At 77.3% G+C, this 25,574-nt stretch carries 20 protein-coding genes and 1 pseudogene; 8 read left to right on the top strand and 13 right to left on the bottom strand.

The features are described 5' to 3' along the window. Positions 1–54: 54 nt before the first annotated feature. Positions 55–504 (bottom strand): annotated as a pseudogene (locus HUT16_RS39635) (sensor histidine kinase); the annotation flags it as partial. An 880-nt stretch (positions 505–1,384) separates the two neighbouring features. Between HUT16_RS39635 and HUT16_RS03755 the strand changes: the two are divergent. After that, positions 1,385–2,908, top strand: a complete 1,524-nt coding sequence (locus HUT16_RS03755) for a hypothetical protein (protein ID WP_176185427.1) — start codon at positions 1,385–1,387, stop codon at positions 2,906–2,908. Positions 2,909–2,957: 49 nt separating this feature from the next. Here the strand turns inward: HUT16_RS03755 and HUT16_RS03750 are convergent, their stop codons facing one another. Next, complete coding sequence (locus HUT16_RS03750) at positions 2,958–3,500, bottom strand: SUKH-4 family immunity protein (protein WP_176185426.1); 543 nt, start codon at positions 3,498–3,500, stop codon at positions 2,958–2,960. A 156-nt stretch (positions 3,501–3,656) separates the two neighbouring features. Here HUT16_RS03750 and HUT16_RS03745 point away from each other — a divergent pair, with 156 nt between their 5' ends. Both HUT16_RS03745 and HUT16_RS03740 read left to right on the top strand, forming a co-directional pair. Continuing rightward, positions 3,657–5,237 (top strand): sensor histidine kinase, encoded by a 1,581-nt coding sequence (locus HUT16_RS03745; RefSeq protein WP_176192469.1) that lies wholly within the window; start codon positions 3,657–3,659, stop codon positions 5,235–5,237. A 26-nt stretch (positions 5,238–5,263) separates the two neighbouring features. Continuing rightward, positions 5,264–5,911: a response regulator transcription factor gene (locus tag HUT16_RS03740; RefSeq protein ID WP_176185425.1), complete on the top strand. Its 648-nt coding sequence runs from the start codon at positions 5,264–5,266 to the stop codon at positions 5,909–5,911. 62 nt (positions 5,912–5,973) lie between these two features. Here the strand turns inward: HUT16_RS03740 and HUT16_RS03735 are convergent, their stop codons facing one another. Then, complete coding sequence (locus HUT16_RS03735) at positions 5,974–6,951, bottom strand: hypothetical protein (RefSeq protein WP_176185424.1); 978 nt, start codon at positions 6,949–6,951, stop codon at positions 5,974–5,976. Between the two features lie 327 nt (positions 6,952–7,278). Continuing rightward, a complete protein-coding gene (locus tag HUT16_RS03730) occupies positions 7,279–7,944 on the bottom strand; it encodes an AAA family ATPase (protein ID WP_176185423.1) in 666 nt (221 codons plus the stop codon). A gap of 233 nt (positions 7,945–8,177) precedes the next feature. Here HUT16_RS03730 and HUT16_RS03725 point away from each other — a divergent pair, with 233 nt between their 5' ends. The 3 genes from HUT16_RS03725 (at position 8,178) to HUT16_RS03715 (ending at position 11,670) form a co-directional block, all read left to right on the top strand. After that, the gene (locus HUT16_RS03725; protein ID WP_176192468.1) at positions 8,178–9,059 is read left to right on the top strand and encodes a RimK family alpha-L-glutamate ligase; all 882 of its coding nucleotides are present in this window, start codon (positions 8,178–8,180) and stop codon (positions 9,057–9,059) included. Further along, positions 9,056–9,817: a RimK family alpha-L-glutamate ligase gene (locus HUT16_RS03720; protein WP_254897618.1), complete on the top strand. Its 762-nt coding sequence runs from the start codon at positions 9,056–9,058 to the stop codon at positions 9,815–9,817. Before HUT16_RS03725 ends, HUT16_RS03720 begins: the two co-directional genes overlap by 4 nt. Before the next feature lie 140 nt (positions 9,818–9,957). After that, positions 9,958–11,670: a GAF domain-containing sensor histidine kinase gene (locus HUT16_RS03715; RefSeq protein WP_176185422.1), complete on the top strand. Its 1,713-nt coding sequence runs from the start codon at positions 9,958–9,960 to the stop codon at positions 11,668–11,670. 55 nt (positions 11,671–11,725) lie between these two features. Here HUT16_RS03715 and HUT16_RS03710 read toward each other — a convergent pair whose 3' ends face one another. The 7 genes from HUT16_RS03710 to HUT16_RS03680 all read right to left on the bottom strand — a co-directional run bounded on the left by HUT16_RS03710 (position 11,726) and on the right by HUT16_RS03680 (position 21,124). Continuing rightward, positions 11,726–13,012, bottom strand: a complete 1,287-nt coding sequence (locus HUT16_RS03710) for an RNA polymerase sigma factor (protein ID WP_176185421.1) — start codon at positions 13,010–13,012, stop codon at positions 11,726–11,728. After that, positions 13,012–13,431, bottom strand: a complete 420-nt coding sequence (locus HUT16_RS03705; protein ID WP_176185420.1) for a YciI family protein — start codon at positions 13,429–13,431, stop codon at positions 13,012–13,014. Before HUT16_RS03705 ends, HUT16_RS03710 begins: the two co-directional genes overlap by 1 nt. Before the next feature lie 144 nt (positions 13,432–13,575). After that, complete coding sequence (locus HUT16_RS03700; protein WP_176185419.1) at positions 13,576–14,172, bottom strand: hypothetical protein; 597 nt, start codon at positions 14,170–14,172, stop codon at positions 13,576–13,578. A gap of 67 nt (positions 14,173–14,239) precedes the next feature. After that, on the bottom strand, positions 14,240–16,270 hold the full coding sequence (locus HUT16_RS03695; RefSeq protein WP_176185418.1) for a hypothetical protein: 2,031 nt from the start codon (positions 16,268–16,270) through the stop codon (positions 14,240–14,242). Further along, positions 16,267–17,913, bottom strand: coding sequence for a DUF5682 family protein (locus tag HUT16_RS03690; protein ID WP_254898236.1), 1,647 nt, complete (start codon positions 17,911–17,913; stop codon positions 16,267–16,269). Before HUT16_RS03690 ends, HUT16_RS03695 begins: the two co-directional genes overlap by 4 nt. A gap of 212 nt (positions 17,914–18,125) precedes the next feature. Next, on the bottom strand, positions 18,126–20,030 hold the full coding sequence (locus HUT16_RS03685) for a DUF5682 family protein (RefSeq protein WP_176185417.1): 1,905 nt from the start codon (positions 20,028–20,030) through the stop codon (positions 18,126–18,128). Continuing rightward, positions 20,030–21,124: an AAA family ATPase gene (locus HUT16_RS03680; RefSeq protein WP_217712019.1), complete on the bottom strand. Its 1,095-nt coding sequence runs from the start codon at positions 21,122–21,124 to the stop codon at positions 20,030–20,032. The genes HUT16_RS03685 and HUT16_RS03680 overlap by 1 nt, the downstream gene beginning before the upstream one ends. A 268-nt stretch (positions 21,125–21,392) precedes the next feature. Between HUT16_RS03680 and HUT16_RS03675 the strand changes: the two genes are divergently transcribed. Next, positions 21,393–22,178 carry a GNAT family N-acetyltransferase gene (locus HUT16_RS03675; protein WP_176185416.1) on the top strand — a complete coding sequence of 262 codons (786 nt, stop codon included), beginning with the start codon at positions 21,393–21,395 and terminating at the stop codon, positions 22,176–22,178. An 8-nt stretch (positions 22,179–22,186) separates the two neighbouring features. Here HUT16_RS03675 and HUT16_RS03670 read toward each other — a convergent pair whose 3' ends face one another. Together HUT16_RS03670 and HUT16_RS03665 are read right to left on the bottom strand one after the other, a co-directional pair. Continuing rightward, a complete protein-coding gene (locus tag HUT16_RS03670; RefSeq protein WP_176185415.1) occupies positions 22,187–23,002 on the bottom strand; it encodes a hypothetical protein in 816 nt (271 codons plus the stop codon). Positions 23,003–23,074: 72 nt separating this feature from the next. Further along, a complete protein-coding gene (locus tag HUT16_RS03665; protein ID WP_176185414.1) occupies positions 23,075–24,619 on the bottom strand; it encodes a DUF4132 domain-containing protein in 1,545 nt (514 codons plus the stop codon). Positions 24,620–24,750: 131 nt separating this feature from the next. Here HUT16_RS03665 and HUT16_RS03660 point away from each other — a divergent pair, with 131 nt between their 5' ends. After that, positions 24,751–25,425, top strand: a complete 675-nt coding sequence (locus HUT16_RS03660; RefSeq protein ID WP_176185413.1) for a hypothetical protein — start codon at positions 24,751–24,753, stop codon at positions 25,423–25,425. The last annotated feature ends 149 nt before the right edge of the window (positions 25,426–25,574 follow it).

Below are 25,574 nucleotides of genomic sequence, written 5' to 3'. Positions count from 1 at the left end.
ATGCCGGGCAGCCCCGGCCGGTGCGGGCGGCGGGCGGGGCGGGCCGGGGCCGTCGTCGGTGGCGTCCACGGTGACGGCCGCGGCCGAGCAGCGGATCCGGACCTCGGCGCGGGTGCCGGCGGGGGCGTGCCGGAAGGTGTTGGTCAGGGCCTCCTGCACCAGGCGGTGGACGGTCAGCTGGACGGTCGCGGGCAGGTGGGCGTGGTCGCCCTCGACCTCGACCCGGGTCGGCAGCCCGGCGGCGCGCATCCGCTCGGCCAGCGCGGCCAGTTCGGCGATGCCGGGCAGCGGGTGGCGCGGCGCGTCCGGACCCCCGGGGCCGCCGTTCGCCGCGCCCGGGCCGTCGTCCGCCGGGCCGGGGTCCCCGGTGCGCAGCAGGCCCAGCGCGTGCCGCATGTCGGTCAGGGCCTGCCGACCGGTCTCGGCGGCCCGGAGCATCGCGGTGGTGGCCTTCTCCGGCGCCCGGTGCTGCGCGTGGACGGCGGCGTCGGTGAGCGCCACCATCACGGACAGGTTGTGGCTGACGATGTCGTGCACCTCCCGGGCGATCCTGGCCCGCTCCTCGGCGACGGCCAGCCGGGCCCGCTGCTCCTGTCGCTGCTCGGACAGCGCGAGGTGGGCCCGGGCGGTCCGGGCGTTCACCCCCAGGGTGGCGGCCGCGACGACGGTCGCGCTCAGCGCGACGAAGGGGGCGAGGAACGCGCCGGGCGCCGCCCAGCGCAGGCAGGCCAGCAGCACCCCGGCCTCGGCGACGGCGCAGGCGGCCGCCGCCGCCCGCCGCCCGGCGTACCCGGCCACCGCGTGCAGGGCCACCAACAGGGCGGCGTCCGCGGGCAGTTGGACGTCCGCCAGCCACTGGACCCCGGCCGCCGCCGCCACCGCGCCGAACACCGCGCGCGGGGCCCGGCGCCGCCACACCAGCGGCAGCACCAGCGCGGCGGTGAGCGCCGCGGCGACCGGGAGCCGCCCGGGCGGGCAGGTGGCCGCGGCGTGCGCCAGCAGCGGGAGCAGGAGCAGCACCGGCGGCAGCGACTCCCGCGCGGCGGGCGGCAGTCGGCGCCGAAGGCGGTGCGGCGAGCGGTCCGGCAGACGGTACGGAGGGTGGTGCGGCAGGCGGTACGGAGGGTGGTGCGGTGGGCGGGTGTCGGGCCGTGCGGCCGCCTCGGTCATCACGCGTTCCTGTCGGTCGTCACGGCGGTCCCCGCCCCGGTGCTGCCACGGTAGGCGGCGGGGGCGGCGCGGCGCATGCGCCCGTCGTCGGAGCGGGCCGGGCCGGGGTACGACCGCAGGAGGAGGCCGGGTACCTCCCGCAGTGGCAACGCGGCGGCCCGCCGGGCGGTCCGGCGTGCCACCGGGGGCGGTCCGGGGAGGCGACCGGGGGCCGATGCGGCGGCGGGGGGTGCGCTCCGACGATGGCGGGGTGACCGAGACCATCACGGGACCGTCGATGTCCCTTCCCGAACTCCTCGCCGTCCTGGCCGCCCTCGCGCTGGTGGCGGCGCGCTGGCTGCCCGCCGCCGCCCGCCCGCGGGTGGCCGTCGCCGCGGCGGCGCTGTCCGTGCTGTCCATCGCCGTGCTGGCGGTGGTGGGCCTCCGCTGGCAGCTGCTGCCGGTGCTGGCCGGCACCGCCCTGCTGCTGCCGTTCGCCCTCGCGCCGCTGCTGCGTTCGCGGCTGCGGCGGCGGAGCCCCGGCCGGGCGGCGCGGCGGGCGCCGTGGTGGCTGGCGCTGCCGGGGTCGGCGGCCTGCCTGGCGCTGATCGCGGCGGGCCCGCTGGCCGCCTGGGCGTTCCCGGCACCGGTGTTCCCCGCGCCGTCCGGCCCGTTCGCGGTCGGCACCCGGGTGGTGCAGTGGACCGACCCGGACCGGCCGGAGACCTTCACCGCCGACCCGGACGACCGGCGCACCGTCGTCGTCCAGCTCTGGTACCCGGCGGCGCCGGGCCCGGCGGGCGCGCCGCGCGCCCCGTACCTGGGCCGCACCGAGCAGGAGGCGCGCACCGTCGCCGGGGCGCTCGCGGGCGGGGCCGGCCTGCCCGGGTTCCTGTTCGACGACGCGGCGCGGGCCCGGAGCCGGGCGGTGGCCGGTGCGCCGGTGGCGGGCGGGGGCGGGCGGTTCCCGGTGGTGCTGTTCTCGCCCGGCTCGGGCGGGGCGCGCACCCAGAACACCGCCTGGGCCGAGGAGTTGGCGAGCCGCGGCTACCTGGTGGCCGCCCTGGACCACCCCTACGACAGCGCCGCCGTGCTCCTCGACGACGGGCGGACGGTCCGGTCCGCGACCTCCTCCACCGGCGACCGGGACCGGGACGAGGAGCTCGCGGCCGACTGGACGGCGGTCCGGGCCGCCGACCTGCGGTTCGTCCTCACCCGGCTGGAGGGCCTGGACCACGACGCCGCCGACCCGCTGGCCGGGCGCCTGGACACCGGCCGGACCGCGGCGGCCGGCCACTCGATGGGCGGCGCCGCCGCGCTCCAGGCGGCCCGGCAGGACGCCCGGATCGCCGCCGTGGTCGACCTGGACGGCTTCCCGCACGGCCCCGCGGCCCCCGCCCTGCACCAGCCGGTGCTGGCGCTCACCCAGGCCGTCACCCCCGACACCGACCCGCGCTACCTGCCCCGCCTCACCGAGGCGCTGGCGGCCGACACCGCGACGACCTACCGGCTGACCGTCCCCGGCACGGCCCACCTCAGCTTCACCGACGCGCCCCTGTACCTGCCGCCGGTGCCCTCGCTGGTCGGCTCGCTGGGCCGCACCGGCGCCCCGCGACTGGTCGCCGCGGCCACCCTCGCCTTCCTGGACGCCACCCTGCGGCGGGCCCCCGGCGACGCGGCGGGCGATCCGGCCGGTGATCCGGCCGACGCGCTGGCGGCCTACGGCAGCCTGACCGTGCACCGGCCGGACGGGGGCTGAACCGGCGGCGGCTGAGCGAAGGGGACTGAGCGAACGGGGGCTTGGTGGTTCAGCGCGTCGGGGCGAGCAGGCGGTCGAAGACCATGCTCCACCAGGACTCCTCGTCGCTCAGCGCCAGCGGGTCGCGGGCCGCCAGGGCGCCGCGCAACTCGGCGGTGTAGCGGTCGAGTTCGGGTTCGTCGGCTTCGGCGGTCTCCACCAGGCGGAGGGCGAAGCGGTACAGGAACTCGACGAAGTCGGCCAGCGTGGTGTTGACGATCTCGGCGCTCGGCTCGTCGCCGCCGAGGTCGAGCAGGATCACGTAGCCGTCCGCGAGGTCCAGGCAGAAGCGCATGCCGGTGCTGTCGGCCGGGCCGCCGAGGCACAGCACCTCGACCACCTCCTCGCCGGTGTCGACCGGCACCAGGGTGAACGCCTCCGGCTCGCCGGGGGCCGACATGCTGAAGACGACCGGGAGTTCGGCCGGGACGCCGACCTCGGACAGGGTGCGGGCGTCCGCTTCGGACAGGCCGCTGGCGAGCGCCTCGTCGAACGGGACGCGGGCGACCCCGTCCGCTCCGAAGAGCCCGGTCAGTTCGGTGTGCGTGGCCATGGTGCGTCCCCCGGGGCTGCGGCTGCGTGCGGTGCTGTTCGCCTTCGAAGGGAGGAGACTAGCAATCCGGGCGGGCGGTACGACCATCGTCGTCGCGCGGTGTCGACTTTCGGGGGCATCGGGACGGGGCCGCGGCTGGCTAGGGTCGGGGGCGTGATGCGGACGTGGTGGCGGCGGCTGTTCCCCGGGCCCTGGCGGTGGTGGAAGGTCGTCCGCGAGGTGCTGGGCGGCCTGCTGGTGTGCGCGCTGTCGGCGCTGTTGCAGGCCGGGGACGGCGGCGGGTGGCCCTCGGGGCTGGTGGTCGGCGCGAGCGCCGGGCTGTACGCGCTGCGGCGCGGGCTGCCCGGGCCGGTGCTCGTGGTGACGGCCGCCGGGGTGGGCGGGCCGACCGGGTTCCTGCCGGTGCTGGTCACCGCCGGGTACTCGGTGGGCTACCGGCTGAACCGGCCCTGGCGAGCCCCGGCGGTGCTGGCGCTCGGCTTCCTGGGCACCGTCGGCGTCGGCATCCTGCAGAACCGGCGCGACCACTTCCCGCTGCCCGTCCTGCTCGGCCTGTGCGTCGCCGGATACCTGCTGGTCGGCGTGCTGCCCGCCGTCATCGGCCGCTACCGGGCGCAGCGCGTCGCCCTGCTCGACAGCCTGCGCGAACGCAACGAGCAACTGCTTCGCGAACGCGTGATGATCGCCCGCCAGGCCCGGCTGCGCGAACGCCACCGGATCGCCCAGGACATGCACGACAGCCTGGGCCACCAACTCGCCCTGATCGCCGTGCACACCGGCGCCCTGGAAGTCGACCGCACCCTGAACGAACGGCAGCGCGAGGCCGTCGGCGTGCTGCGCCAGGCCGCCACCGGCGCCATGCGCGAACTGCGCGAGGTGGTCGGCCTGCTGCGCGAGGACACCGCCACCGCCCCCGGCGGCGTCGACGCCGTCGAGCGGCTGGTCGAGACCTCCGGCGCGGTCGGCGCCCGGATCGAACTGCGCCGGCAGGGCGACCCCCGTCCGCTGGCCGCCGCCACCGGCCACGCCGCGTACCGGATCGCCCAGGAGGGGCTGACCAACGCGCACAAGCACGCCCCCGGCGCGCCGATCACGCTGACCGTCCGGTACGAGCCCGACGCCCTGGTGGTGGAGGTGGCCAACGGCCCCGGCGGGGACGGCGCGGCGGCGGTCTCCGGCGGCCAGGGCCTGACCGGCCTGCGCGAACGGGCCAGGCTGCTGGGCGGGATGGTGCACAGCGGGCCGCTGCCCGGTGGCGGCTTCCGGCTGGCCGGGATGCTGCCCTACACCTCCGAGGGGGCCCGGGCCGCCGTCCCCGACGACGAGGAACTCGCCCTGCTCGCCGGTTCGTCGCCCGAACCGGAGCAGCGCCGCCGGAGCCCCGCGGCGGGCTGCGCGCTCGGTGCGCTCGGCGTGCTCGGCGTGGTGGCCGCGGTCGCCGTGGTCGGCGCCATCGTCTTCGTCAGCTCGCTGCGGGACGCCACCGTGTCGATGAAGCTGTACGACTCCATCGAGGTCGGCCAGAGCGAGGAGTCCGTCAACGAACGGCTACCGATCGGCAGCGACTTCCTGACCGGCGACTTCCGCAAGATCGGCCCGCCGGTGCCGGAGGGCGCGCACTGCCGCTGGTTCGCCAGCGACCGCGACACCGGCGTCGACGCCGACCAGGACGTGCTGCGGTTCTGCTTCGCGGACGGCCTGCTGGTGGAGAAGCAGCACTTCCATGGCAGGGTGTAGCCGTACCGAGGACGAGGGGACGTGCGGTGATCCGTGTGCTGGTGGCCGACGACGAGCCGCTGATCCGGGCGGGCATCCGGATGATCCTCACCTCGGCCGAGGACATCGAGGTGGTCGGCGAGGCCGCCGACGGCGCCCAGGCGCTCCGGCTGGCCGCCGAACTCGCCGCGGACGTCCTGCTGCTGGACATCCGGATGCCCGTCATGGACGGTCTGAGCGCGCTCGCCGAACTGCCCCGGGCCGCGCCCGGCACCCGGGCCATCGTGCTCACCACCTTCGGCGAACGCGAGAACGTCCTCCGGGCGGTCACCTCCGGCGGGGCCGGCTTCCTGCTCAAGGACACCGCCCCCGGCGAACTCATCCAGGCCGTCCGGGCCGCCGCCACCGGCCACGCCTTCCTCTCCCCGGCCGCCGCCCGGCACATCGTCGACAGCCTGGCCGACGGCCCGGCCGCCGCGCGCGGCGAACAGGCCAGACGGCGGCTGGCCGTGCTCACCGCCCGCGAACGCGCCGTGGTCGACCTGCTCGGCGAGGGACTGTCGAACGCCGACACCGGCACCCGGCTGCACATGAGCGAGGCGACGGTGAAGACCTACGTCAGCCGGATCCTCGCCAAGCTGGACTGCGAGAACCGGGTCCAGGCCGCCCTGCTGGCCCGCGATGCGGAACTCTGAGGCGCGCGTTCCCGACGGATCGTCAACTCTGCTGCGGCGCACGTCAGATGTCGGACGGGTGCTCAGGCGGTCGTGGTGGCGGTGAAGCTGGCGGTGGCGATGGTGTCGACGGCCGTGTCGGGGTTCGCGTCCGGTTCGGTGTCGGTGTCGGTGTCGGTGTCGATGTCCGGGCCGGGGGCCGCGTCGGTGTCGACGACGGCGGGGGCGGTCGCGGCGGCGGCCAGGTGCTCGCCGATCGCGTCGATCTCCGCCGAGAGCTGGGCGCGCAGCGCGGGCAGCAGGGCGAGGGCCGCGCGGGCGGCCTCCGGGTCGGGCTGCGGGTCCTGGTGGGCGGCGACGACGGCGGTCCGCACCGGCAGCAGGGCCAACGCGGTCTCCCACGCGGTGCGGTGCACGCCGGTGGCGTAACGGGCCGTCAGGTACTCCAGCGGGGAGAGCGCCGCCGCGTCCCGGTCGGCCGGCCCGGCGAGGCGGTGCTCGGGCAGCAGCCAGGCCACCCCGTCCCGCGCCACCAGGTCGAACGCCCGGGACAGGTCCGGGACGGGACCGGGGCCGCGCACCGACTCGCCCGTCGCCGCCGCCAACAGCCGCTCCAGCATGGCCGCTTCGCGCGGGCCGTCCGGCCGGTCCGGGTGCTCCTGCCCGGCCAGCAGCTGCTCCAGGTGGTAGCGCTGCCCCCAACTGCCCACCGAGCGGTGCATCGCCCCGGCCCTGGTCTCCCGGATCGCGGCCAGCACCAGCGCCCGGGTGGTCAGGTCCCGCCGCACCGCGATCCCGGCGGCCGCCCCGTCCGGGACCAGCCGCTCCAGCGCGCACCGCACCGCGTCCACCGTCGGCCCGTCGTACCAGCGCAGCGTCCACCGGTGCCCGACCGGCTCGTACTGCGGCTCGAACGGGACGCGGAACCGCACCGACAACCGGTCGGCGATCCGCCGGGCCTGCGGGCCGCGCATCGGCTGCGCCGACGGCGCGGCGGGGGACGGAGCGGACACGGGCGCGGGCGAGGCGGCGCGCTCCGGAGTGCGTTCGGGGGTGCCCATGGCGGGAGACTAGCCACGCCGCGCCGCACCGACGGGCGACGCGCGCGGCGGCTCAGCCGTTCGCCGCAACCCCCCGCCCGCCGAGGGCCCGGGGCGGGAGGGTCGGGGAGGGCGTGGCCGGGCGGGCCGGGTGGGGAGGCCGTCTGCCGGGGGCCGGTGTTCGGTGGTGAACTCCGGTGCGGCCGGGGCCTGGGGGGCGTGCTCCCGGGTGGTCAGTGGGCGGTGGCGGGCAGCGGCTCGCGGCGCGTGGTCGGGCGGGGCCGGGTGGGGAGGCCGTGTGCGGCTGTCTGCCGGGGGGCCGGTGTTCGGGCGCGTGCCCCCGGGTGGTCAGTGGGCGGTGGCGGGCAGCGGCTCGCGGCGGGTGGCCGGGAGGGGGTGGGGGACGGGGACGGGGGCGGGGGTCTCGGCGGGGGTGAACTCGATCGCGGTGAGGCGGGCGGCGGACTCCCGGGGGAGCAGGACGGCGGAGGCCAGGCCGGGGGGCAGGGGGCCGTCGGCGGTGGCCAGGGCGCGCAGGGCGGTCCAGGCGCGGCGGTGGCGGGCGAAGGCGTAGCGGGAGACCCGGCGGCCGCGGCGGAGCTGGCCGTCGGCGGCCTGGGCGGGGCTGGCGTCCAGCAGGAGCAGGTGCAGGCGGCGGCCCTGGCGGGCGGTGCTGCGGGCCAGGGCGCGGCGCACCCACGGCAGGGTGCCGCAGTCGTGGACGACCAGCGGGCCGCCGGCCCGTACCGCCGCGCGCAGCCGCAGGTAGTGGGCGAGCCGCACCAGCGGCCGGTAGAGCGCGTACGGCACGCCCGGCAGGGCGCGGGCGAAACGGGCCCGGGTGTGCTGGGAGTCGATCACCGCGGTGCGGGCGCAGCGCCGCATCAGGGTGCTCTTGCCGCTGCCGGGCAGGCCGGAGACCACCAGCACGTCGTTCGCCGGGTAGGCCAGTCGGGCCGGGGCGGGACGGTCGGTCAGGTCGTGCCGGGCGTGCGGGCGCAGCTGCGGGTGCACACGGTCCTCCTCAAAGAGTGTGCCAAGGGGGCGTCATGTGAACGTCATGCCCGGGGTCGGCGGTTCCAGCCGGACGGCAACCCACCTGTGACGCTGCTGTATCCGTTCCCGGACACCCTGGGTGAAATGCGGTGGATGATCCATGGCAGGGTGGTCGGATGCATTCGCCCCGGGGGAGTCCGACGGGGGTGGAGGGGAACAGTGGGAAAGTGGGGTGGGGGCACATGGGTCGCATGAGGTTCTGCTTCCTGGTCGAGGAGCACTACCGCAACGACGGGATGCCGCTGGCGGTGGTCGATCACCTGCGGGCCACCGGGCACCGGGTGGACGTGCTGCGGCCCGGCGCCGACCTGCTCGACCTCGCCAAACTGGTGCGCAGCGGCAAGCACGACGCGTGGGTGCTGAAGACCGTGTCCGGCGGCCCGGGCCTGGGCCTGCTGGAGGCCGCCGCCGCGGCGGGCCTGACCACCGTCAACGACGCCCGGGCGATCCGCCCGGTCCGCGACAAGGCGCAGGCCGCCGTGGTCGCGGCGCTGCACGGCCTGCCGATGCCGCGGACGTGGGCCGCCGCCGACCCGGCCGCGTTCGCCGCGATCGGGGCCCGCCACTACCCGCTGGTCGTCAAGCCCGCCGACGGCTCCTCGGGGCGCGCCGTCCACCTGGTCGAACGGCCCGGGCAGCTCGCCGAGTTGGCCGCTCCTGCGGACGGCGGCCTGCTGATCGCCCAGCCGTACGTGCCCAACGACGGCTGCGACCTGAAGGTGTACTGCGCGGGCGGCGAGTTCTTCGCCACCCGGCGCACCTCGCCGCTGCACCCGCACCACCCCGCCGTGGAGCGGCCCGTCCCGCTGCCGCGCGAGGTCGCCGCGCTGGCCGCGCAGGTCGGCGAGGTGTTCGGTCTCGACCTGTACGGCCTGGACGTGCTGCTCGGCCCGGACGGCCCGGTGGTCGTCGACGTCAACGACTTCCCGAGCTTCCGCCAAGTGCCGCGCGCCGTCGAGCGGGTGGCCGACGCGGTGGTCCGCCTCGCCCGCACCGGCTCCTCCTGGCCCACCCCCGGCGCGGCCCCGCTGCTCACCGACGCCGGCCTGCCCGACGCCCGGGCCGCCCGGTGACGGCCGCCCGGCGGCCGCTGCGGCTCGCCCTGGTCGCCCGCGAACCGGACCACCCGCTGCTCGCCGGGGCGCGCCGACTCCTGCAGCAGGAAGGGCACCTGACGGTCGGTCAGGACGAGCCGGCGGACGTGGTGCTGCTCAAGGCGCGCGACGCGCAATCGCTGCGCCGGGCCGAGCGGTACGAGCAGGCGGGCGTCCCCGTGCTCAACTCCGCCGCCGCCACCGCCCGTTGCCAGGACCGGGACTGGATGGAGCGCACCGCCCGGGCCGCCGGACTGCCCTTCGCCCCCACCACCGGCCGCGGCGTCCTCGGCGAACTCCGCTGGCCCGGACCGGTGGTGGTGAAGAGCCTGCGCAGCCGCAAGGCGGACCTGGTGGCCCGGGCCGACACCCCCGAGCACTGGCGGGAGCTCGCCGGGCGGTGGCCCGGCGAACCGGTGCTCACCCAGCGGCCGGTGGACGGCGACGGCTGGGACCGCAAGGTGTGGGTGGTCGGCGGCGAGGTCTTCGCCGAGCAGCGCCGCTCCGAACTGGCGCCGGGCGCCCCCGAACGCCGCCCCTGGACGCCCGACGGCCGGGAGCGCGCCCTCGTCCTCGCCGCCGGACCCGCCTTCGGCCTCCAGGTGTACGGCGTCGACCTGCTGCCCGGCCCGGACGGCCCGGTCGCCGTCGACGTCAACGCCTTCCCCGGCGTCCGCCACCAGCCGGGCGCCCCCGAGGCGCTCGCCGCGCTCGTACTGCGCACCGCCCGCCGCTGAGCGGCCCCGCCCCGTTCCGTCCGGTGTGACCTGCCGCTTCCCGGGGCGGGCCGCGCCTAGCGCATTCGCACCCCGTGGGTCCACCGGGGCCCGGACGTCTGCGAGAATCGGCGGCGGAGCCACGGACGAGGAGGAGCGCGGTGCGCGAGGAGGAACCGCGGTCGCGGATTCCGCAGCTGAGGCTGGACGAGCTGCTGTCCGAACTGCAGGCCCGGATCGACGTGGCCCGGGGCACCCGGGACCGGGTGCACAGCCTGCTGGAGGCCGTCCTGTCGGTCGGTCGCGAGCTGGAGCTGACCCAGGTGCTGCGCCGGATCGTGGAGGCCGCGGCCTTCCTCGCCGATGCCAAGTACGCGGCGCTCGGCATCATCGGCCCCGACGGCGACACGCTCTCCCAGTTCATCACCGTCGGCCTGAGCGAGGAGGAGATCGCCCTGATCGGCCCCTACCCGACCGGGAAGGGCCTGCTCGGCGAACTCATCCGGCACCCGCAGCCGCTGCGCCTGGAGGACCTCAAGCAGCACCCGGCGTCCACCGGCTGCCCCGCCCACCACCCCGAGATGCGGACCTTCCTGGGCCTGCCGGTGCGGGTGCGCGACGAGGTGTTCGGCAACATCTACCTGACCGACAAGCGCGGCGCCGCCGGGTTCGACGACGACGACGAGTCGGTGATCGCCACCCTCGCGGTCGCGGCCGGGGTGGCCATCGACAACGCCCGGCTGTACGAGGAGGCGCAGCGCCGGCAGCGCTGGCTGACCGCCACCGCCGAGATCAACCGCCGTCTGCTGTCCGGCAGTTCGCGCACCCAGGTGGTGGAGCTGATCGCCCAGCGGGCCTGCGACATCTCCGGCGCGAAGCTGGCCGACGTGCTGACCGCGCTGCCCGACGGGGCCGGGCTGCGGGTCGAGTTGGCGCTCGGCGGGGACGTCAACGGGCGGGTCGGGGTGGAGGTGGCGCTGGAGGGCACCCTCTCCGGCGCGGCCTGCGCGGCGGGCTTCCCGGTGACCTCGCACGACCTGGCGGACGATCCGCGCTTCCCCGGCCGGGTGTCGCGGTTCGAGGGGCTGGGCCCGGCCGTCGCGGTGCCGCTGGGGCGGGCCGAGGGCCACACCGAGGGCGTGCTGCTGCTGGTGCGCGGCAGCGGCGAGGCCGAGTTCACCGAGCGCGAGATCGACCCGCTGCTGGGCTTCGCCGACCAGGCCGCGCTGGCCCTGGAGCTGGCCGAACGGCGGCGCGACGCCGAGCAGTTGGCCGTCCTGGAGGACCGCGACCGGATCGCCCGGGACTTGCACGACCTGGCCATCCAGCGGCTGTTCGCGACCGGCATGACGCTGCAGAGCGCGTCCCGGTTCATCGACCACCCCGGGGCGTCCGACCGGGTGCTGCGGGCCGTCGGCGACCTGGACGAGACCATCAAGATCATCCGATCGACGATCTTCGGGCTGCGGGTCCGCGAGGCCGGGGCCGGACAGGGCCTGCGGGCCCGGGCGGTGCACGTGGTCGAGGAGGCGCAGGCCGCCCTCGGCTTCGCGCCCCGGCTGAGCATGGAGGGCCTGCTCGACACCGACGTGCCGCCCGCCGTCGCCGACCACCTGGTCGCCGTCCTCGGCGAGGCGCTCAGCAACGCCGCCCGGCACGCGAAGGCCGGCCGGGTCGAGGTCACCCTGCAGGCGACCGGCGGCCAGGTCGCGCTCACCGTCCAGGACGACGGCGTCGGCATCCCCGCCCAGGGCCGCCGCAGCGGCCTGCGCAACCTGGAGGAACGCGCCCGCGCGCTCGGCGGCAACCTCACCGTCGCCGCCCCGCCCGCCGGTGGCACCCTGCTCAACTGGACCGCCCCGCTCGGCCACTGACGGGGGAACGGGCCGGGCACGGCAGGGGCCGGGAGCGGCAGGGGGGCGGGCGCCGTCAACCCAGGGCGGCCGCCTTGCGGAGCAGGACGGCGCGTTCGCGGGCGTTGCGGCACAGGCGGGCGGCGAGTTCGAGCTCGGCGCGGGCCTCGGCGGTGCGGCCCAGCCGGGCGAGGAGCTCGCCGCGGACGCTCGGCAGCAGGTGGGAGCCGGGCAGCCGGTCGGCGGCCAGCAGTTCGTCCACCAGGGCCAGCGCCTCGTCCGGGGCGCCCGCCATCGCGACCGCCACCGCCCGGTTGAGCTCGACCACCGGGGACGGCGCCACCCGGCCCAGCGCCTCGTACAGCAGCACGACGCGCTCCCAGTCGGTCTCCGCCACCGAGGGCGCCACCGCGTGGCAGGCCGCGATCGCCGCCTGTAGCCCGTACGGGCCCAGGCCGCGCCCCGCCGCGGTGGCCCGGCCGAGCGCCGCCAGGCCGCGCCGGATCGCCGCGCGGTCCCAGCGGGTGCGGTCCTGGTCCTCCAGCAGCACCGCCTCCCCGTCCGGCCCGGTGCGGGCCGGGAAGCGCGCCGCCGTCAGCTCGCACAGCGCCAGCAGGCCGTGCGGCTCGGGCTCGCCGGGCAGCAGCGCGGCCAGCGTCCGGGCCAGCCGGAGCGCCTCGTAGGCGAGGTCCGGACGCAGCAGGTCCTCGCCCGCGGTCGCCGTCGACCCCTCCGTGAACACCACGTACAGCACGCTCAGCACCGCGCCCAGCCGGGCCCGCCGCTCCTCGGCGGGCGGCAGTTCGAACGGGACGCGGGCCGCGGCGATGGTCTTCTTCGCCCGGGTGATCCTGGCCTGCACGGTCGGCACCGGCACCAGGAACGCGCGGGCGATCTCCTCGCTGGACAGGCCGCTCACCACGCGCAGCGTCAGCGCCACCCGGGCCTCGGGCGAGAGCACCGGGTGGCAGGCGGTGAACACCAGCGCCAGCACGTCGTCGTCGATCCGGTCCGGGTCCCAGGGCGGTTCGTCCGGGGCGGCCCCGGTCACGTCCGCGGCGAGCAGGGCGTAGCGCTCGTCCAGCGCCGCGCGGCGGCGGAAGGCGTCGATCGCCCGCCGCCGCGCGGTCGTCAGCAGCCAGCCCACCGGGTTCGCGGGCGCGCCGTCGCGCGACCAGGCCACCAGTGCCTCGGCCAGCGCCTCCTGGGCGACGTCCTCGGCCAGCGCGAAGTCGCCCGTCCAGCGGGCCAGCGCCCCCACGATCCGGGCGGACTCGATCCGCCAGACCGCCGCGACGGCCCGCCGGGCCGGTTCGCCGACCGCCCCCGCGCCCGGCGGGCCGCCGTCGTCGGTCACCGGCATCAGAGCTGACCGGTCCGCTCGCGCCAGGCCCGCTCCAGGGCGACCCACTCGTTGTCCTGCGGGAACTCGTCGATCGACGGGACGCGGCGCACCTCGCACTTCGACCCCGGCAGTGCGGGCAGGCGCTTGGCCCACTCCACGGCCTCCTCCTTCGAGGCGACGTCGATCAGGTAGAACCCGCCGAACAGCTCCTTGGTCTCCCCGTACGGGCCGTCGGTGACCACCGGCACCTCGCCGTCGTAGTCGACCACCACGCCCTGCGACGCGTCGTCCAGGCCCTCGGCGGCGATCAGCACGCCCGCCCGGATCAGCTCCTCGTTGAACCGGCCCACCGTCTCCAGCATCTCCTCGAAGGGCGTCTCGACCATCTTCGCCAGGGTCTCGTCCGTCGCCCGCATGATCAGCATGTACTTCGCCATCGTCCTGCTCCTCGTTCGGGGGGCCTTCCTCCGACCCTCTCTATCCCAAGGTCGAACGGCGCGGGACCGGATCGACACGGACGCCGGAGTTTTTCCCGGCCGCTCGGCGGACGGCTCGGTGGGCGGCCCGCCGGGCGGGCGGGGTCAGTGCCTGGTGGTCTGCGGAGCGCCCGGGCGGCCGGTGGCCGGGTCGAGGACGAAGACGGCGGTCTCCTCGTCCGAGGTCACCGTGATCCGGTCCGGGCCGGACCACACCGCGTCCTCGTAGAAGCCGTGCCCGCTGTCCTCCCCCCAGGTGCCCAGCGTCCAGTGGCGGGCGGACCAGCCGGTGCCGGTCACCAGCTCCACCTGGTAGAGCGGGTCGACCGAGAACGCGACGTCGGTCACGGTCAGTGCCAGGTCCGGGCGGTCGGGGTGGGCCTTCCGGTGCGACCACCGGCCGGTGTCGTCGGCCGCGAGGGAGAAGAAGGCGAGCGGCGCCGTGACGGCGACCAGCGCCACCAGCGCGACGGCGCAGCCGATCTGGGAGAACGCGGTGCGGAACTCCAGCTCGACCACCAGCGAGACCACGACCAGCACCAGCGCGCCGCCGAGCAGGTACGCCGGGTGGTTGAACAGCCGCTCCGCCTCCACCAGCCCGCCCGACCGGGAGCCGAACCAGCCCGGCAGGTAGGCCAGGGCGGCGAGCAGCGCCAACCCCCGGAGCGTCCAGGCGGTCTGACGGCGGCGGCGCAGTGTCATCGGGTTCCCTCTCATGATCGTTCGGGCGGACTGTACTACGTACCCGTCCGGTGGGGGACGCCGGGGATCAGGGCCCGCTCTCCTCCTCCCGGTGCAGGTCGAGGGCGGTCAGCAGGTGGATCGCGGCGTCCGCCCAGCGGGCGGGCACCGGGTCGGCGGCCAGCGCGTCCAGCAGGGCGGCCGCGGTGCGCAGCCCGGCCCGGCGCAGGTGCGCGGCCGCCGGGGCGAGCGGGCGGGGCGGTGCGGTCTCCAGACCGGTGCGGGCCAGCTCGCCGAGCGCGGTGCGGGCGGTGGTCAGCGCCTCCGTCAGCGGATCGCCGCCGACCGGCGGCAGGGCGTCGAACGGGTGCGGGTCGCGCTCCGGGGCCAGGTCCGGGTGCACCAGCCCGGCGGCGGTGCGCACCGCCAGCGGGTCGAGCACCGGACGGCCCGCCGCCTGCCGCAGCAGACCGCTGACGTGCGTCACCGTGCCGGACTCCAGGGCCGCCGCCAGCGCGTCGATCCGGCCCGGGCAGAGCGCGTCGTGCTCGGCGGACACCACCACCGCCGTCCCCACCGCGTCCCGCACCGTGGCCTCCAGCCGCTGCCGGGCCGGGTCGTAGCCCAGCGGGCCGACCTCCGCGACGGCCAGCACGTGCGCGTTCTCCGCCTCGACCCGCGGCCGCACCAGCCGGGGCGGCCGCCCGCCCAGCGCGCGCAGCCGGGCCGCCGCGTCGTGCAGCAGCAGCGGCGCGGGCAGCGACGCCCAGGCGTCGCCCAGCGGCGTCACGCTGGTGGAGGCGATCCGGCCGCGCTCCACCGTGACGGTCCGCCCCGCGCTGCGCGAGATCGACTCGCTGACCAGGTTCGCCCCCGCCAGCGCCCGCACCGAGTGCCTGAGCAGCCGCCGGCCCGCCAGCTCGGCCCCCGTCGGCTCCTGGCCCGCCGCCGCCGTCCACTGCTTGCGCAGCACCAGGGCGATCCCGGCGTCCGGCTGGGCGAGGTAGACCTCCGTCCTGCGCTCCCGGCCGGAGACCCGGCAGCCCAGCGCGACCAGCCGGGTGCGGCGCAGCTGCGTGACGGCGCTCTCGCCGCTGCCCAGCGCCGTCGACCGGTCGGCCGCCCGCCCCCGGGCCAGCAGCTCGGCCAGCAACTCGGTCACCAGGTCCGGGTCGTAGCGGGTGTCCCGGGCCGCGTACGCCTCCACCTGGTCCCGCAGCTCGGCCGCCGCGGCGGCCGGCCAGTGCGCCGAGGCCGACGCCAACCCGGCCTCGGCGCGCGCCAGTTGTGCCAGCAGCACCGGGCCGGTGCGGGCCGTGCCGGTGCGCAGCAGCTCGTCCACCAGGGCGGCCACCGCCGCCACCGGGTCCGCGGCCCCGGCCTTCGCCTTCCCCGCCGCTCCGGCGCCGCCCACCGTGCGGGCCGCGCCGGACGGGGTGCCGTCCTCCTCGGCCGCCCGGAACGCCCAGGCCGCGAGCGTCACCAGTTCGCCGTGCCGGGCCGAAGTCGCCCCGCTCAGCGCGAAGTTCAGGCTGTGCGGGACGGGGAAGCGGACGGTGCAGCTCGGCAGCTCCACCGAGGGCGCCGGATGCTCCGGGTCCATCCGCTGCACCGTCGCCCGCACCCCCCGCTCCCACGCCCGCCGGGCCGCCGTCAGGGCCGGTCGGCCGAACGCGGCCAGCAGCGCCGCGTCATCGAACTCGGCCGGGGACCAGGGGGGTTGGGGCCCCCCGGGCCCGGTCGGCTCGGGCCCGGCCGGTTCCTGGTGGTCCCCGGGTGCGGACGGCGAGTCGGCGGGGGTCTCGGTGCGGGTCTCGGTGCGGGACTCGGCGGGGGACGGGGACGCGGCCTGGTAGGCGAGGACCAGGCCGACCAGGTGCCGGCACACCCCCGGCGCCGGGCAGCTGCACCGGCCCCCCTCCAGCGGGACCCCGGCGGGCAGCGCCGTCCGGCTGCCGTCCGGGAACGACCCCGACACCTCGCCGTCCGCGTCGAGCGCCACCGACGCACCGGCGCCCGACGCCAGTTCGCGGGCCGCCCGCTTCACCAGGCCGCGGTTGGTCAGCGCCGCCAGCGTGCCGGCGTCCAGCGCCAGCAGGTCCGCCCGGGGCGCGCTCACCGGCCCACCTTCTCGGCCACGAACGCCGCCAGCTCGCCCGGCGTCATCGCCCCCACGTGCGCCCCCGACCCGACCAGCCGGCCCGCCAGTTCGCGGTCGTACACCGGATCGGCCTCCTCGTCCAACGCCGCCAGCCCGAGCACCGTGGCGCCCTGCTCCACCAATCTCCGCACCCCGCGCAGCAGTCGGCCGGTGTCGCCGCCCTCGTAGAAGTCCGACACCAGCACCACGATGCTGCGCCGCGGGTTGTCCAGCAGGCCGGCCCCGTAGTCCACCGCCCGGGCGATGTCGGTGCCGCCGCCGAGCTGCACCCGCATCAGCAGCTCGACCGGGTCCGACACGTCCTCGGTCAGGTCCACCACCGAGGTGTCGAACGCCACCAGGTGGGTGCGCAGCCCCGGCAGGTTCCACAGGCAGGCCGCCGTCACCGCCGAGTGGATCACCGACCCGGCCATCGAGCCCGACTGGTCGACCAGCAGCACGAGTTGCCACTGCTGCAGGCTGCGCCGCGTCCGGGTGTGGAAGTACGGCCGCTCGATCAGCAGCCGCCGCCGCTCCGGCTGGTAGTGCGCCAGGTTGGCCCGCACGGTGGAGCGGAAGTCGAAGTTCCGGGCCAGCGCGAACCGGCTGCGGCCCGGCGCCCGCGCACCGGTGAACGCCCGGCGCACCTCGGGGCGCAGCCGGGACATCAGGTCGCGCACCACCGCCTCGACCAACTTCCGTGCGAGGGAGAGGAGTTCCGGGTTCATCAGGTGCTTGGTGCGCAGCACGGCGCGCAGCAGTGCCGGGCTCGGCTCCACCCGGGACAGCACCTCCGGATCGGTGACGATCTCGTCGATGCCGTACCGCTCCACCGCGTCCCGCTCCAGCCGCTCCACGGTCTCCTTCGGGAACAGCCGGTGCACGTCCTCCAGCCAGTCCACCGGCGTCACCCGGGACGCCTCGCTGCCGCCGCTGCGCGAGCCGCCGCCACTTCGGCGCACCCCGCGGCGGCCCGCGCCCGGGTCGCGCCCGTACAGCCACTCCAGGGCGGCGTCCCGCGCGGCCGCGAGCCGGTCGAGGCCGCCGGTGCAGCGCTCGGCGGGCGCGCCGAGGATCAGCCGCCAGCGCTCCAGGCCCTCGTCGGGGAGGGGGCCGGTGGAGGGTGTTTCGGCGGGGTCCGGGGCGGGGTGCGGCGCGGTGTCCGACGGGGCGGTGTCCGACGGGGCGGCGTCCGGTGCGGTGTCGGAGGCGTCGCCGGGGGCCAGGCCGTAGCGGTCCAGCAGGTCGGTGACGGCGAGTTCGAGGGCGGCGGCCCGGGCCAGCAGGGTCGGGTCGGCGGTGGTGCGCAGCAGGCCGCGGGCCGAACCGGTGCGGCCGCGCCGGGCCAGCAGGCGTTCGGCGATCCGCTCCCGCTCGCGCGGCGGGAAGTAGCCGAACGCCTGCCGCAGCGCGGGCAGTCCGCGCAGGAAGTCGGGCAGCGGCAGGCCGGTGACGATCGAGTCCAGCGCATCGAACAGTGACGTGTCACCGACCGTGTCGAGGGTCGGCCCGGTCAACTGCTCGCGGGCCAGCACGAACAGCCCCGCCAACCAGTCGCCCAGCCGTTCCGGCTCCCCGGCCAGCGCCCCCGCCTGCCGGGCGGCCGCCTCGGCCGGCCGCACCACCGGAGCCCCGGCGGCGTCGGCACCGGTGCCGCCCGCGCCCTCGGGCCGGGCGTTCTCGGGCCCGGCGCCTTCGGGCCTGGCGTCCTCGGGCTCGGCGCCTTCGGGCCGGGCGCCTTCGGTTCGGGCGTCCTCGGGGCCGGCGTTCTCGGGCTGGGCGCCTTCGGGCCCGGCGTCCTCGGGCCTGGCGTCCTCGGGCCCGGCGTCCTCGGTCAGCGACCAGTGCAGGCCGAGGGCGGCGCCGCGGAGGTCCGGGGCGCGGCCGGGTCGGCGGCGACCCGGGCGGCGGTGGCGAGGGCGGCGGGCCGGGGCAGGGTGAGGACGGGCGCGGCGTGCCGCAGGGCGTCGCGGGCCGCGGTGGCGGCGCGCAGCCGGGCGTGGTCGACCCCGCCCCCGCCGTGCAGGCCCTCGGCCAGCCACAGCACGCGGTGCAGGGCGGCGTCGACCAGGCGGGCCAGCCGCGGATCGGCCGCCACCCCGTACACCCGGTCGTGCCGCCACAGGTCCAGGGTGGTGGCCAGCACCTCGCCCACCGCGCCGAGTTCGGGGGCGCGGCCGACCCGTTCGGCGAGCGTGTCGAGGAGTTCGCCGGCCAGCGCGCCGACCCCGCACAGGACGGCGTCGAACAGCAGCCCGGCCAGCGCCGCCGGATCGGTGCCCGCGTCCCGGGCCCGCTCGGACAGGGCCGCCGCCGCCGCGTCGGACAGCCGCGCCCCGTACGCGCCGGCCTCGATCAGCGCGGCGTCGCGCCGGTGCGCCCAGCCGTGCGGGGACGGCACCCAGCGCTCGGCGAACACCGGGTCGCCGCCGCCGGTCGGCCCGCTCTCCCGGACGTGCCCGGGCACGTCCAGCACCCGCAACCGGTGCAGGAAGCGGCTGCGCCGCAGCCCCTCCGCGGTGGTCAGGTCCGCCGCCGCGGGGGAGCCCGTCCGGACGCCGCACGCCTCCTGCTCGCCCGCCACGTCGTGGACCAGCGGCGGCGCGGGCGTGTCCGGGTGCAGCCGGCCGACCCGGTCGCCGGTGCCTGCCTCGACCAGCGCCCGCACCAGCGGGTCGGTGCCGGTCGTCGGCCGCCCGCGCACCTGCCACGGCAGCGGTTGGTCCAGCGCCTCGCCGACCAGCCCCGAGACCAGGCCGTCCAGCACGTCGGCGCGCGAACGCGTCCGGTGCCCGCGCATCGCCGCCAGGCCCTCGGCCAGGGTGCGGGCCGCGATCAGGTCGGCCGTCGACACCCGCACCCCGGCCGCCCGCAGCCGCCGCACCACCTCCTCGGTCAGGCCGTCCGCCGCGCCCTGCGGGCCGCGCTCCCACAGCAGTTGGTAGTAGCCGGGGGAGGGCATGCCGGACTGGTAGCCGCCGAACGCGTCCAACTGCCGGAAGGAGTACGGCACCAGGTGGCTCCCGCCGGCCGCGCCGTCCGGCGGGAGCGGCACCTCCGGCCAGTCGTCCCCGGCGGCGGGCGCCGCGGCCAGGGCGCGCAGCGCGGGCGTGTGGAAGCCGCCGGTGACCACCAGCACCGGCCCGTCCCCGCGCCCCAGCGCGGCCCGCACCCAGCGCGCCATGTACGCCTCGCGGGCCGCGTCGCCCTCGTCCGCGGCCGCGTCGCCGCGCACCAACTCGAAGTAGGCGTCCAGCCGTTCGGCCAGACCCGTTGGGTCGGGCAGCTCGACCAGGCCGTCCCACAGGGTGTCCGGCGAGTCCGTCCCGAACGCCTGGCACAGCCGCTCGGTGGCCCGCGCGTACCGGGCCTCCGCGTCCGCGAACCGGTTCGCCAGCGGGCGCGCCCGGTCGGTGAACGCCGGGTGCCAGGCCGGCAGGTCGACGAAGCGCACCTGCGCGCCCGCCGCCCGGCCCTCGGCCAGCGCCACCCACTCCGGCGAGTACGCGCACAGCGGCGCCCAGGACGTCGCCGTCCGCTCCTCGTCCCGGTAGTGGCTGAACACCGCGACCGGCAGCCGGTGGCCGAGCAGCAGCTCGTCCAGCCGCGGGTTCAGGTCCGCCGGGCCCTCGACCAGCACGTGCGCGGGCCGCAGCTCCCCGATGGTGCGCGCCACCAGCGCCGCGCAGGCCGGCGAGTGGTGCCGCACGCCCAGGAACACCGCCTCCGGAGCCGCCATCAGTCGGCCAACAGGTGCCGGGCGTCGTACAGTTCGCGCCAGCGGCCGCCCTTGCGGCGGTCGGCCTGCTGCTCCAGGAAGCGCCGCAGCCGGGCCAGATCCTCCGGGTCGTCCTTGGCGGCGGTGCCGGCCAGGCAGGTCACCAGGTCGGCCGCGCTGCCCGGCTCCTGGCGCAGGAACCAGCCGCGCACCCCGACCGCGTGCGCCACCGACACCGCCTCGGCGGTGCTCAGCACCGCCGAGGACGCGCCCCGCCCGGCGCCGTCCGGCGAACGCAGCGCCCGGAAGGTCGCCACCAGCACCTCCAGCAGGTCCCGGTCCGGGGCCGGAGCGACGCCCGAGCGGCGCAGCAGGGCCGCCGACTCGGCCTCCACCAGGGCGACTTCGGTGTCGAAGTCGGCGATCGGGAAGACCGTCTCGAAGTTGAAGCGGCGCTTGAGCGCGGCGCTCATCTCGTTGACGCCGCGGTCCCTGGTGTTCGCGGTGGCGATCACGTTGAACCCGGCGCCCGCGAACACCATGCCCTCCGGGCCGTCCAACTCCGGCACCGCCAGCACCCGTTCGGACAGCAGCGAGAGCAGGCAGTCCTGCACCTCCAGCGGGCAGCGGGTGATCTCCTCGAACCGGACGACCTTCCCCTGCGCCATGCCCTTCAGCATCGGCGCGGGCACCAGCGAACGCGTCGACGGGCCCTCCGAGACCAGCAGCGCGTAGTTCCAGCCGTACTTGATCTGGTCCTCGGTGGTCGCCGCGCCGCCCTGCACCGTCAGCGTGGACGTGCCGCTGACCGCCGCCGCGATCAGCTCCGACAGTAGCGACTTCGCCGTCCCCGGCTCACCCACCAGCATCAGCCCGCGGTCCGTCGCCAGCGTCACCAGCGCCCGCTCCACCAGCGCCGCGTTCCCCACGAACTTCCGGCTGATCCCGGCCCGTTCGTCCCCCACCACGAACCGCCGCGCCGCCCGCAGGCTCAACTCCCACCCCGGCGGCCGCGGATCGGTGTCCTTCTCCCGCAGCGCCGCCAACTCCTGCGCGTGCCGCACCTCGGCGGGCGGCCGCTGCATGTCGGCACGGACGGGGCTCGAAACGGGCATCGCACAATCCTCGGGCAGACGGAACACGGTCACTGGCACGGCCAACGGGAGCGATCCTCTCAACCCCCCACGGGCCACCCGAGCCCGGGCTCCCCGCCCCGACCGGCCGTCCCACCGCCCCCAGACCGTAGCCCGCCCCACCGACACCTGGCCGAGCCCGGCCGCCCACCCGCACGCGGTCACCTCGCGCCGGTGGAGGGAGCGTGAAGACCGTCATGGTTCGGGAACAGGGGCCGGACGGGCCGTCGGGGACGGCTAGGTTGGCTGGATGAGCCTGTCGATCGAGGAGGTGGCCGCCGCCGGGGCGGCCTGGGTGTGGATGCCGGAGGACGCGGAGGTCGTCGCGGACGGGCTGTGCACGATCCTGCGGCTGCCCGCGTACTACCCCTTCCGGCTCTCGGTGGTGGCCTTCGCCCCCGGGGAGCCGCTGGCGGGGTCCGTGGACGCCGTGCTGGCACGGGCGCGGGGGCTCGGGTTGCCGGTGCTGGACTGGCAGGTGCTGATCGGGGACCCGGCCGGGCTGGAGGGCGAACTGGTGGCCCGGGGCGGGCGGCTCAAGATCGACCTGGAGATCCTGGCCGCGGATCTGTCCGGGGGCGCGCCGGTGCTGCGGCCGCCGGTGGTGGCGACGGAGCTGCGCTGGGCGGTGGACGGGGCGACGGCGCGGGACGGGGCGGCGGTCGAGGTCACCGGGTTCGGGGGCGGTCTTCCGCCCGCCGCGCGGATCGAGGAGACCGCGGCCCGGGGCGCGCGGGAGGTGCCGGCGGGCCGGGGCGGGAGGCTCGTCGCCTACCTGGACGGCGAGCCCGCCGGGGTGGGCGGCGTGCGGGTGGTGGACGGCGTCGCCCGGCTGACCGGCGGGGTGGTCGTTCCGGCCCGGCGGGGGTGCGGGGTGTACCGGGCGCTGCTGGCGGCGCGGTTGGAGTACGCGGTGGCGCACGGCGCGCGGATGGCCCTGGTGAAGGGCAACCCGCGCACCTCCGGGCCGATCCTGCGCCGGGCCGGGTTCACCGGGTACGGCCGGGAGCCGGTCTACGTGCTCCCGTTGGGCTGAGGGGCGGGTCAGCCCGGGTACAGGCCGTGGGCGGTGCTGTCGATCAGCGGGGTGAGGCGGGCCACCAGGTCGTTGAAGTTCCCGGTGTGGCCGTCGGCCCACTGGGCCATGCCGGCCAGCAGGTAGTTCCCCTGGGCGGCGTAGCTCTCCACCAGGCCGCTGTCGGCCGGTAGCTGCCGCAGGCCGGAGTCGTCGGGCGGGAGCTGGACGACGACCGGGTAGGTGCCGATGTGGTCGCCCAGCCACAGCAGCAGCTGCTTGGCGTCGTCGGCGTCCTTCATGGTGAAGAGCACCAGGTTGTACTCGTTGCCGGCGGCGTCCCGGTACATCGCCAGGTCGACGCCGAGGCAGCCCTTCCCCTGGGCGATCAGCCCGGCGAGCGTGGGCGCGACCGTGTCGGCCCCGGTGCAGACCGGGTTCGCGACCTTCTTCACCAGGGTGTAGCCCTGCACCCGCTCCGGGAAGACGGACAGCGGGGCCGCCGCGGTCGGCGCGGCGTCGGAGAGGCCGGCGGGATCGGCGGGCGCGGCGGAGGAGCCCGGGGAGGCGGAGGAGCCCGGGCGCGCGGGGGAGGCCGCCGCGGGCGGCGCCGTCGGCGGGGTCGACCGCACGGTGTCGTACGCGTAGGCGGCCGTGCCCGCGACGACCAGCAGGGCGACGGACAGCGGCAGCAGCAGGCGCCGCCGGGAGCGGCGCGGCCCCGGCCGCCGGGCTCCGGCCTGTTCGGCCCGTTCGGCGGCGCTCGGTTCCCGCACCGCGTTGTCCTTCTCGTACTCCTTGACGAACTCTTCCCACAGATCGTCACCGGATCTACCCGTGTTCACAGCTCCGAGACCTTAGCGATCACCCCCCGGACTTGGGAAGATCCGTCACCGTCCTGTTGTCAAGAGTGCGTTTCAAGCCGCGCCGGTCAGCTCCTCCAGGTCGGCGAGGAGTTCGGAGGCGCTGACGGCGTCCAGCTCGGCGAAGGGGCGGCGGTGCCCGGCGCGGTCCCGGTACCGGCCCGGCCGGGTGCCGAGCCAGACCTCCAGCAGCGTCTGGTCGGTCAGGGCCTGGTGCAGGCCGGGGTCGAGGGTGACGCTCAGGTGGTGGACGCCCGGCAGCTGCTTGTGGACGACCGTCCTGGCCTCGCCGACCTCGAACGTCGTCCAGCCCGCCCCGCGCCGCAGCAGCGCGCGCACCGCCTCGACCGGGACGGTGCGCCCCTCGAAGCGGGGCAGCCGGTGGCCGGCGGCCTCCTCGGCGGTCAACGACCTGACCGGGCGCCCGAGTTGCGGGAAGGGCTGGATGACCAGGTAGTCGGTGAACAGCTCCGCCCAGAGCGGCAGCGACCCGCCCAGCAGGGCCGGGTGGGCGAGCCGGACGGCGGCGTCCGCGGGCAGCTCGAACGGCTCGTCGTCCCGGTCGGCGAAGGTGCCGTCCTCGGCGATCCGGAACGCGGTGCCGTCGGCCGTCCACAGCAGCCGGTGGCCGAGGTGGCCGAGCAGCGGGTGGCCCAGGAACAGCGACCTGAACTCGTCCGCGCCCCAGGCCCGCTGGTCGAGCATGGCGCCCTCCAGCCGGAGCACCTGGCCGGCGCCGACGGTGCGCAGCTCCTTCTTCAGCGCGGCGTACCGCCGGCGGGCGGCGAGCGCCAGCTCCGGGTCGTCCTTGGCGGCGGGCGCGGGCAGGGCGGCCCGGCGCCTGCCCGCCCCGTCCAGCAGGTACGGCCCCAGGTGCGCGTCCAGGGCGACGGTGAACGCGCGCGGGCCGTAGTCCAGCCGCATCGTCCCGTCCGCCGCCAGGCCGAAGTCGGGCGTCAGCCGGTCGGCGAGCTGGTCGGGCGTCAGGCCGTTCGCCACGGCGATCTCGGCGATCTTCTCCCGGGCGCGCTCCCGGATCCCGGACAGGCGCACCCGCTGGGTGATGCCGTGCAGCTCCCGCAGCGCGGCGTCCGTGCCGATCGCCGCCAGCACCTCCAGGCCGTCCGTCGACCGCCGGGCGGCCTTCTGCCGCGGCCACCGGCACAGCACCGGGGCCAGCCGGCGCGCGGTGCCGTCGTCGCCGAAGTCGCCGAGCTGGGTCAGCGCCCAGCTCTCCTTGGCGGGCATCCCGGCCAGCCGCCACTCCTCGAACACCGCCCAGCAGAACTCCGCCCACGCGCCGGGCGCGCACGCCCGGGCCACCAGCGCCAGCCCCGGGTACGGGGTGCCGGCCTTCGACAGCGCCAGCATGGTCAGCACCCGGCGCACCGCCGCCACCGGCAGCACCGCCCCCGAACGCAGCGGCAGCGGTGGCAGCACCTCCGCCACCAGCCACGACGGCGGCTTCGGGAGCCGCCCGGGCAGCGCCTCCACCAGCGGATCGGCGGCCAGCACCGCCGCGACGGCCGCCGCCGCCCCGGCCCCGTACCGCTCGGCGGCCGCCGCCGTCACCGCCGCCGCCCCGTGCCGCTCGGCCACCAGCCGCAGCGCCGCCCGGCCGCCGTCCGGCCGCGCCCGGCTCGCCGACCGCGTCCGGGACGAGCAGCAGCGCGCCCGCCACGCCGTGCCGGGCGAACCACGAACGGGCGGCGCCGCGCACCGACTTGCGGGTGACCAGGCCCTCCGCCATCAGCCGGGCCGCCGCCACCTCCCGCACCGGCAGCAGCAGCGGCGCCATCTGCGCGGGCCGCGCCCGGACGGTGCGCAGCGCCAGCGGGACGGCCGCCGGGCCGTACTTGGCGACGATCGGGCGCAGCGTCTCCAGCCCGGAGTACAGCTCCTCCGGCTCCCACCGCTCCAGCAGCGGGGCCATCACCTCCGCCGGGGCCTGCCACAGCACCTGGCACCGGGGCCAGGTGCCGCGGGCCCCGGCGAACGCCCGCGGGCCGAACTCGGCCCAGTCGCTGTCCTCCGGATGGACCCGCCACTCGTGCGAGGCGAGGGCGCGCTCCATCCACAACTCCCGTTCGCCGTCCTGCCAGTGCAGCGCGGACGACCCGTCCACCGCCAGCCCCGCCACCACCGGCGGCCGCCCGGTCGGCCGGGGCCGCTCCCACGGCGGGGACGCCAGCACGGACGGCCACTGCGCCTCCCCGGCCTCCGGACCGGCCGGGCCCGCCGCGGGCAGCGCCCGCACGAAGGCCGCCGCCGCCGGGTCGAGCCACCCCAGCAGGGCGTCCGACTCCCCGGCCCGGGAGCGCAGGTGGCGCTCCAGCAGGTGCCGGGCCGTCGCCCCGCCGCCCTGCGCGGCCGCCGCCAGCAGGCGCAGCGCGCGCACCGGGTAGCGCTCCACCGCCCGCCACAGCACCGGCGCCACCGACCGGTCGTCGATCCGCTCCAGCAGCGCCGCGAACGCCTCGTCACTGGGGAACTCCAGCAGCATCTCGGCCACCCGGCCCGCCTCGTCCCCGCTGTCGATCCGGCGCAGCGACCC

The sequence above is a fragment of the Kitasatospora sp. NA04385 genome (assembly GCF_013364235.1).
Lineage (GTDB): Bacteria > Actinomycetota > Actinomycetes > Streptomycetales > Streptomycetaceae > Kitasatospora.
Note: the sequence above shows the minus strand (reverse complement) of the source record. Positions and strands in the feature narration are given on the sequence as shown.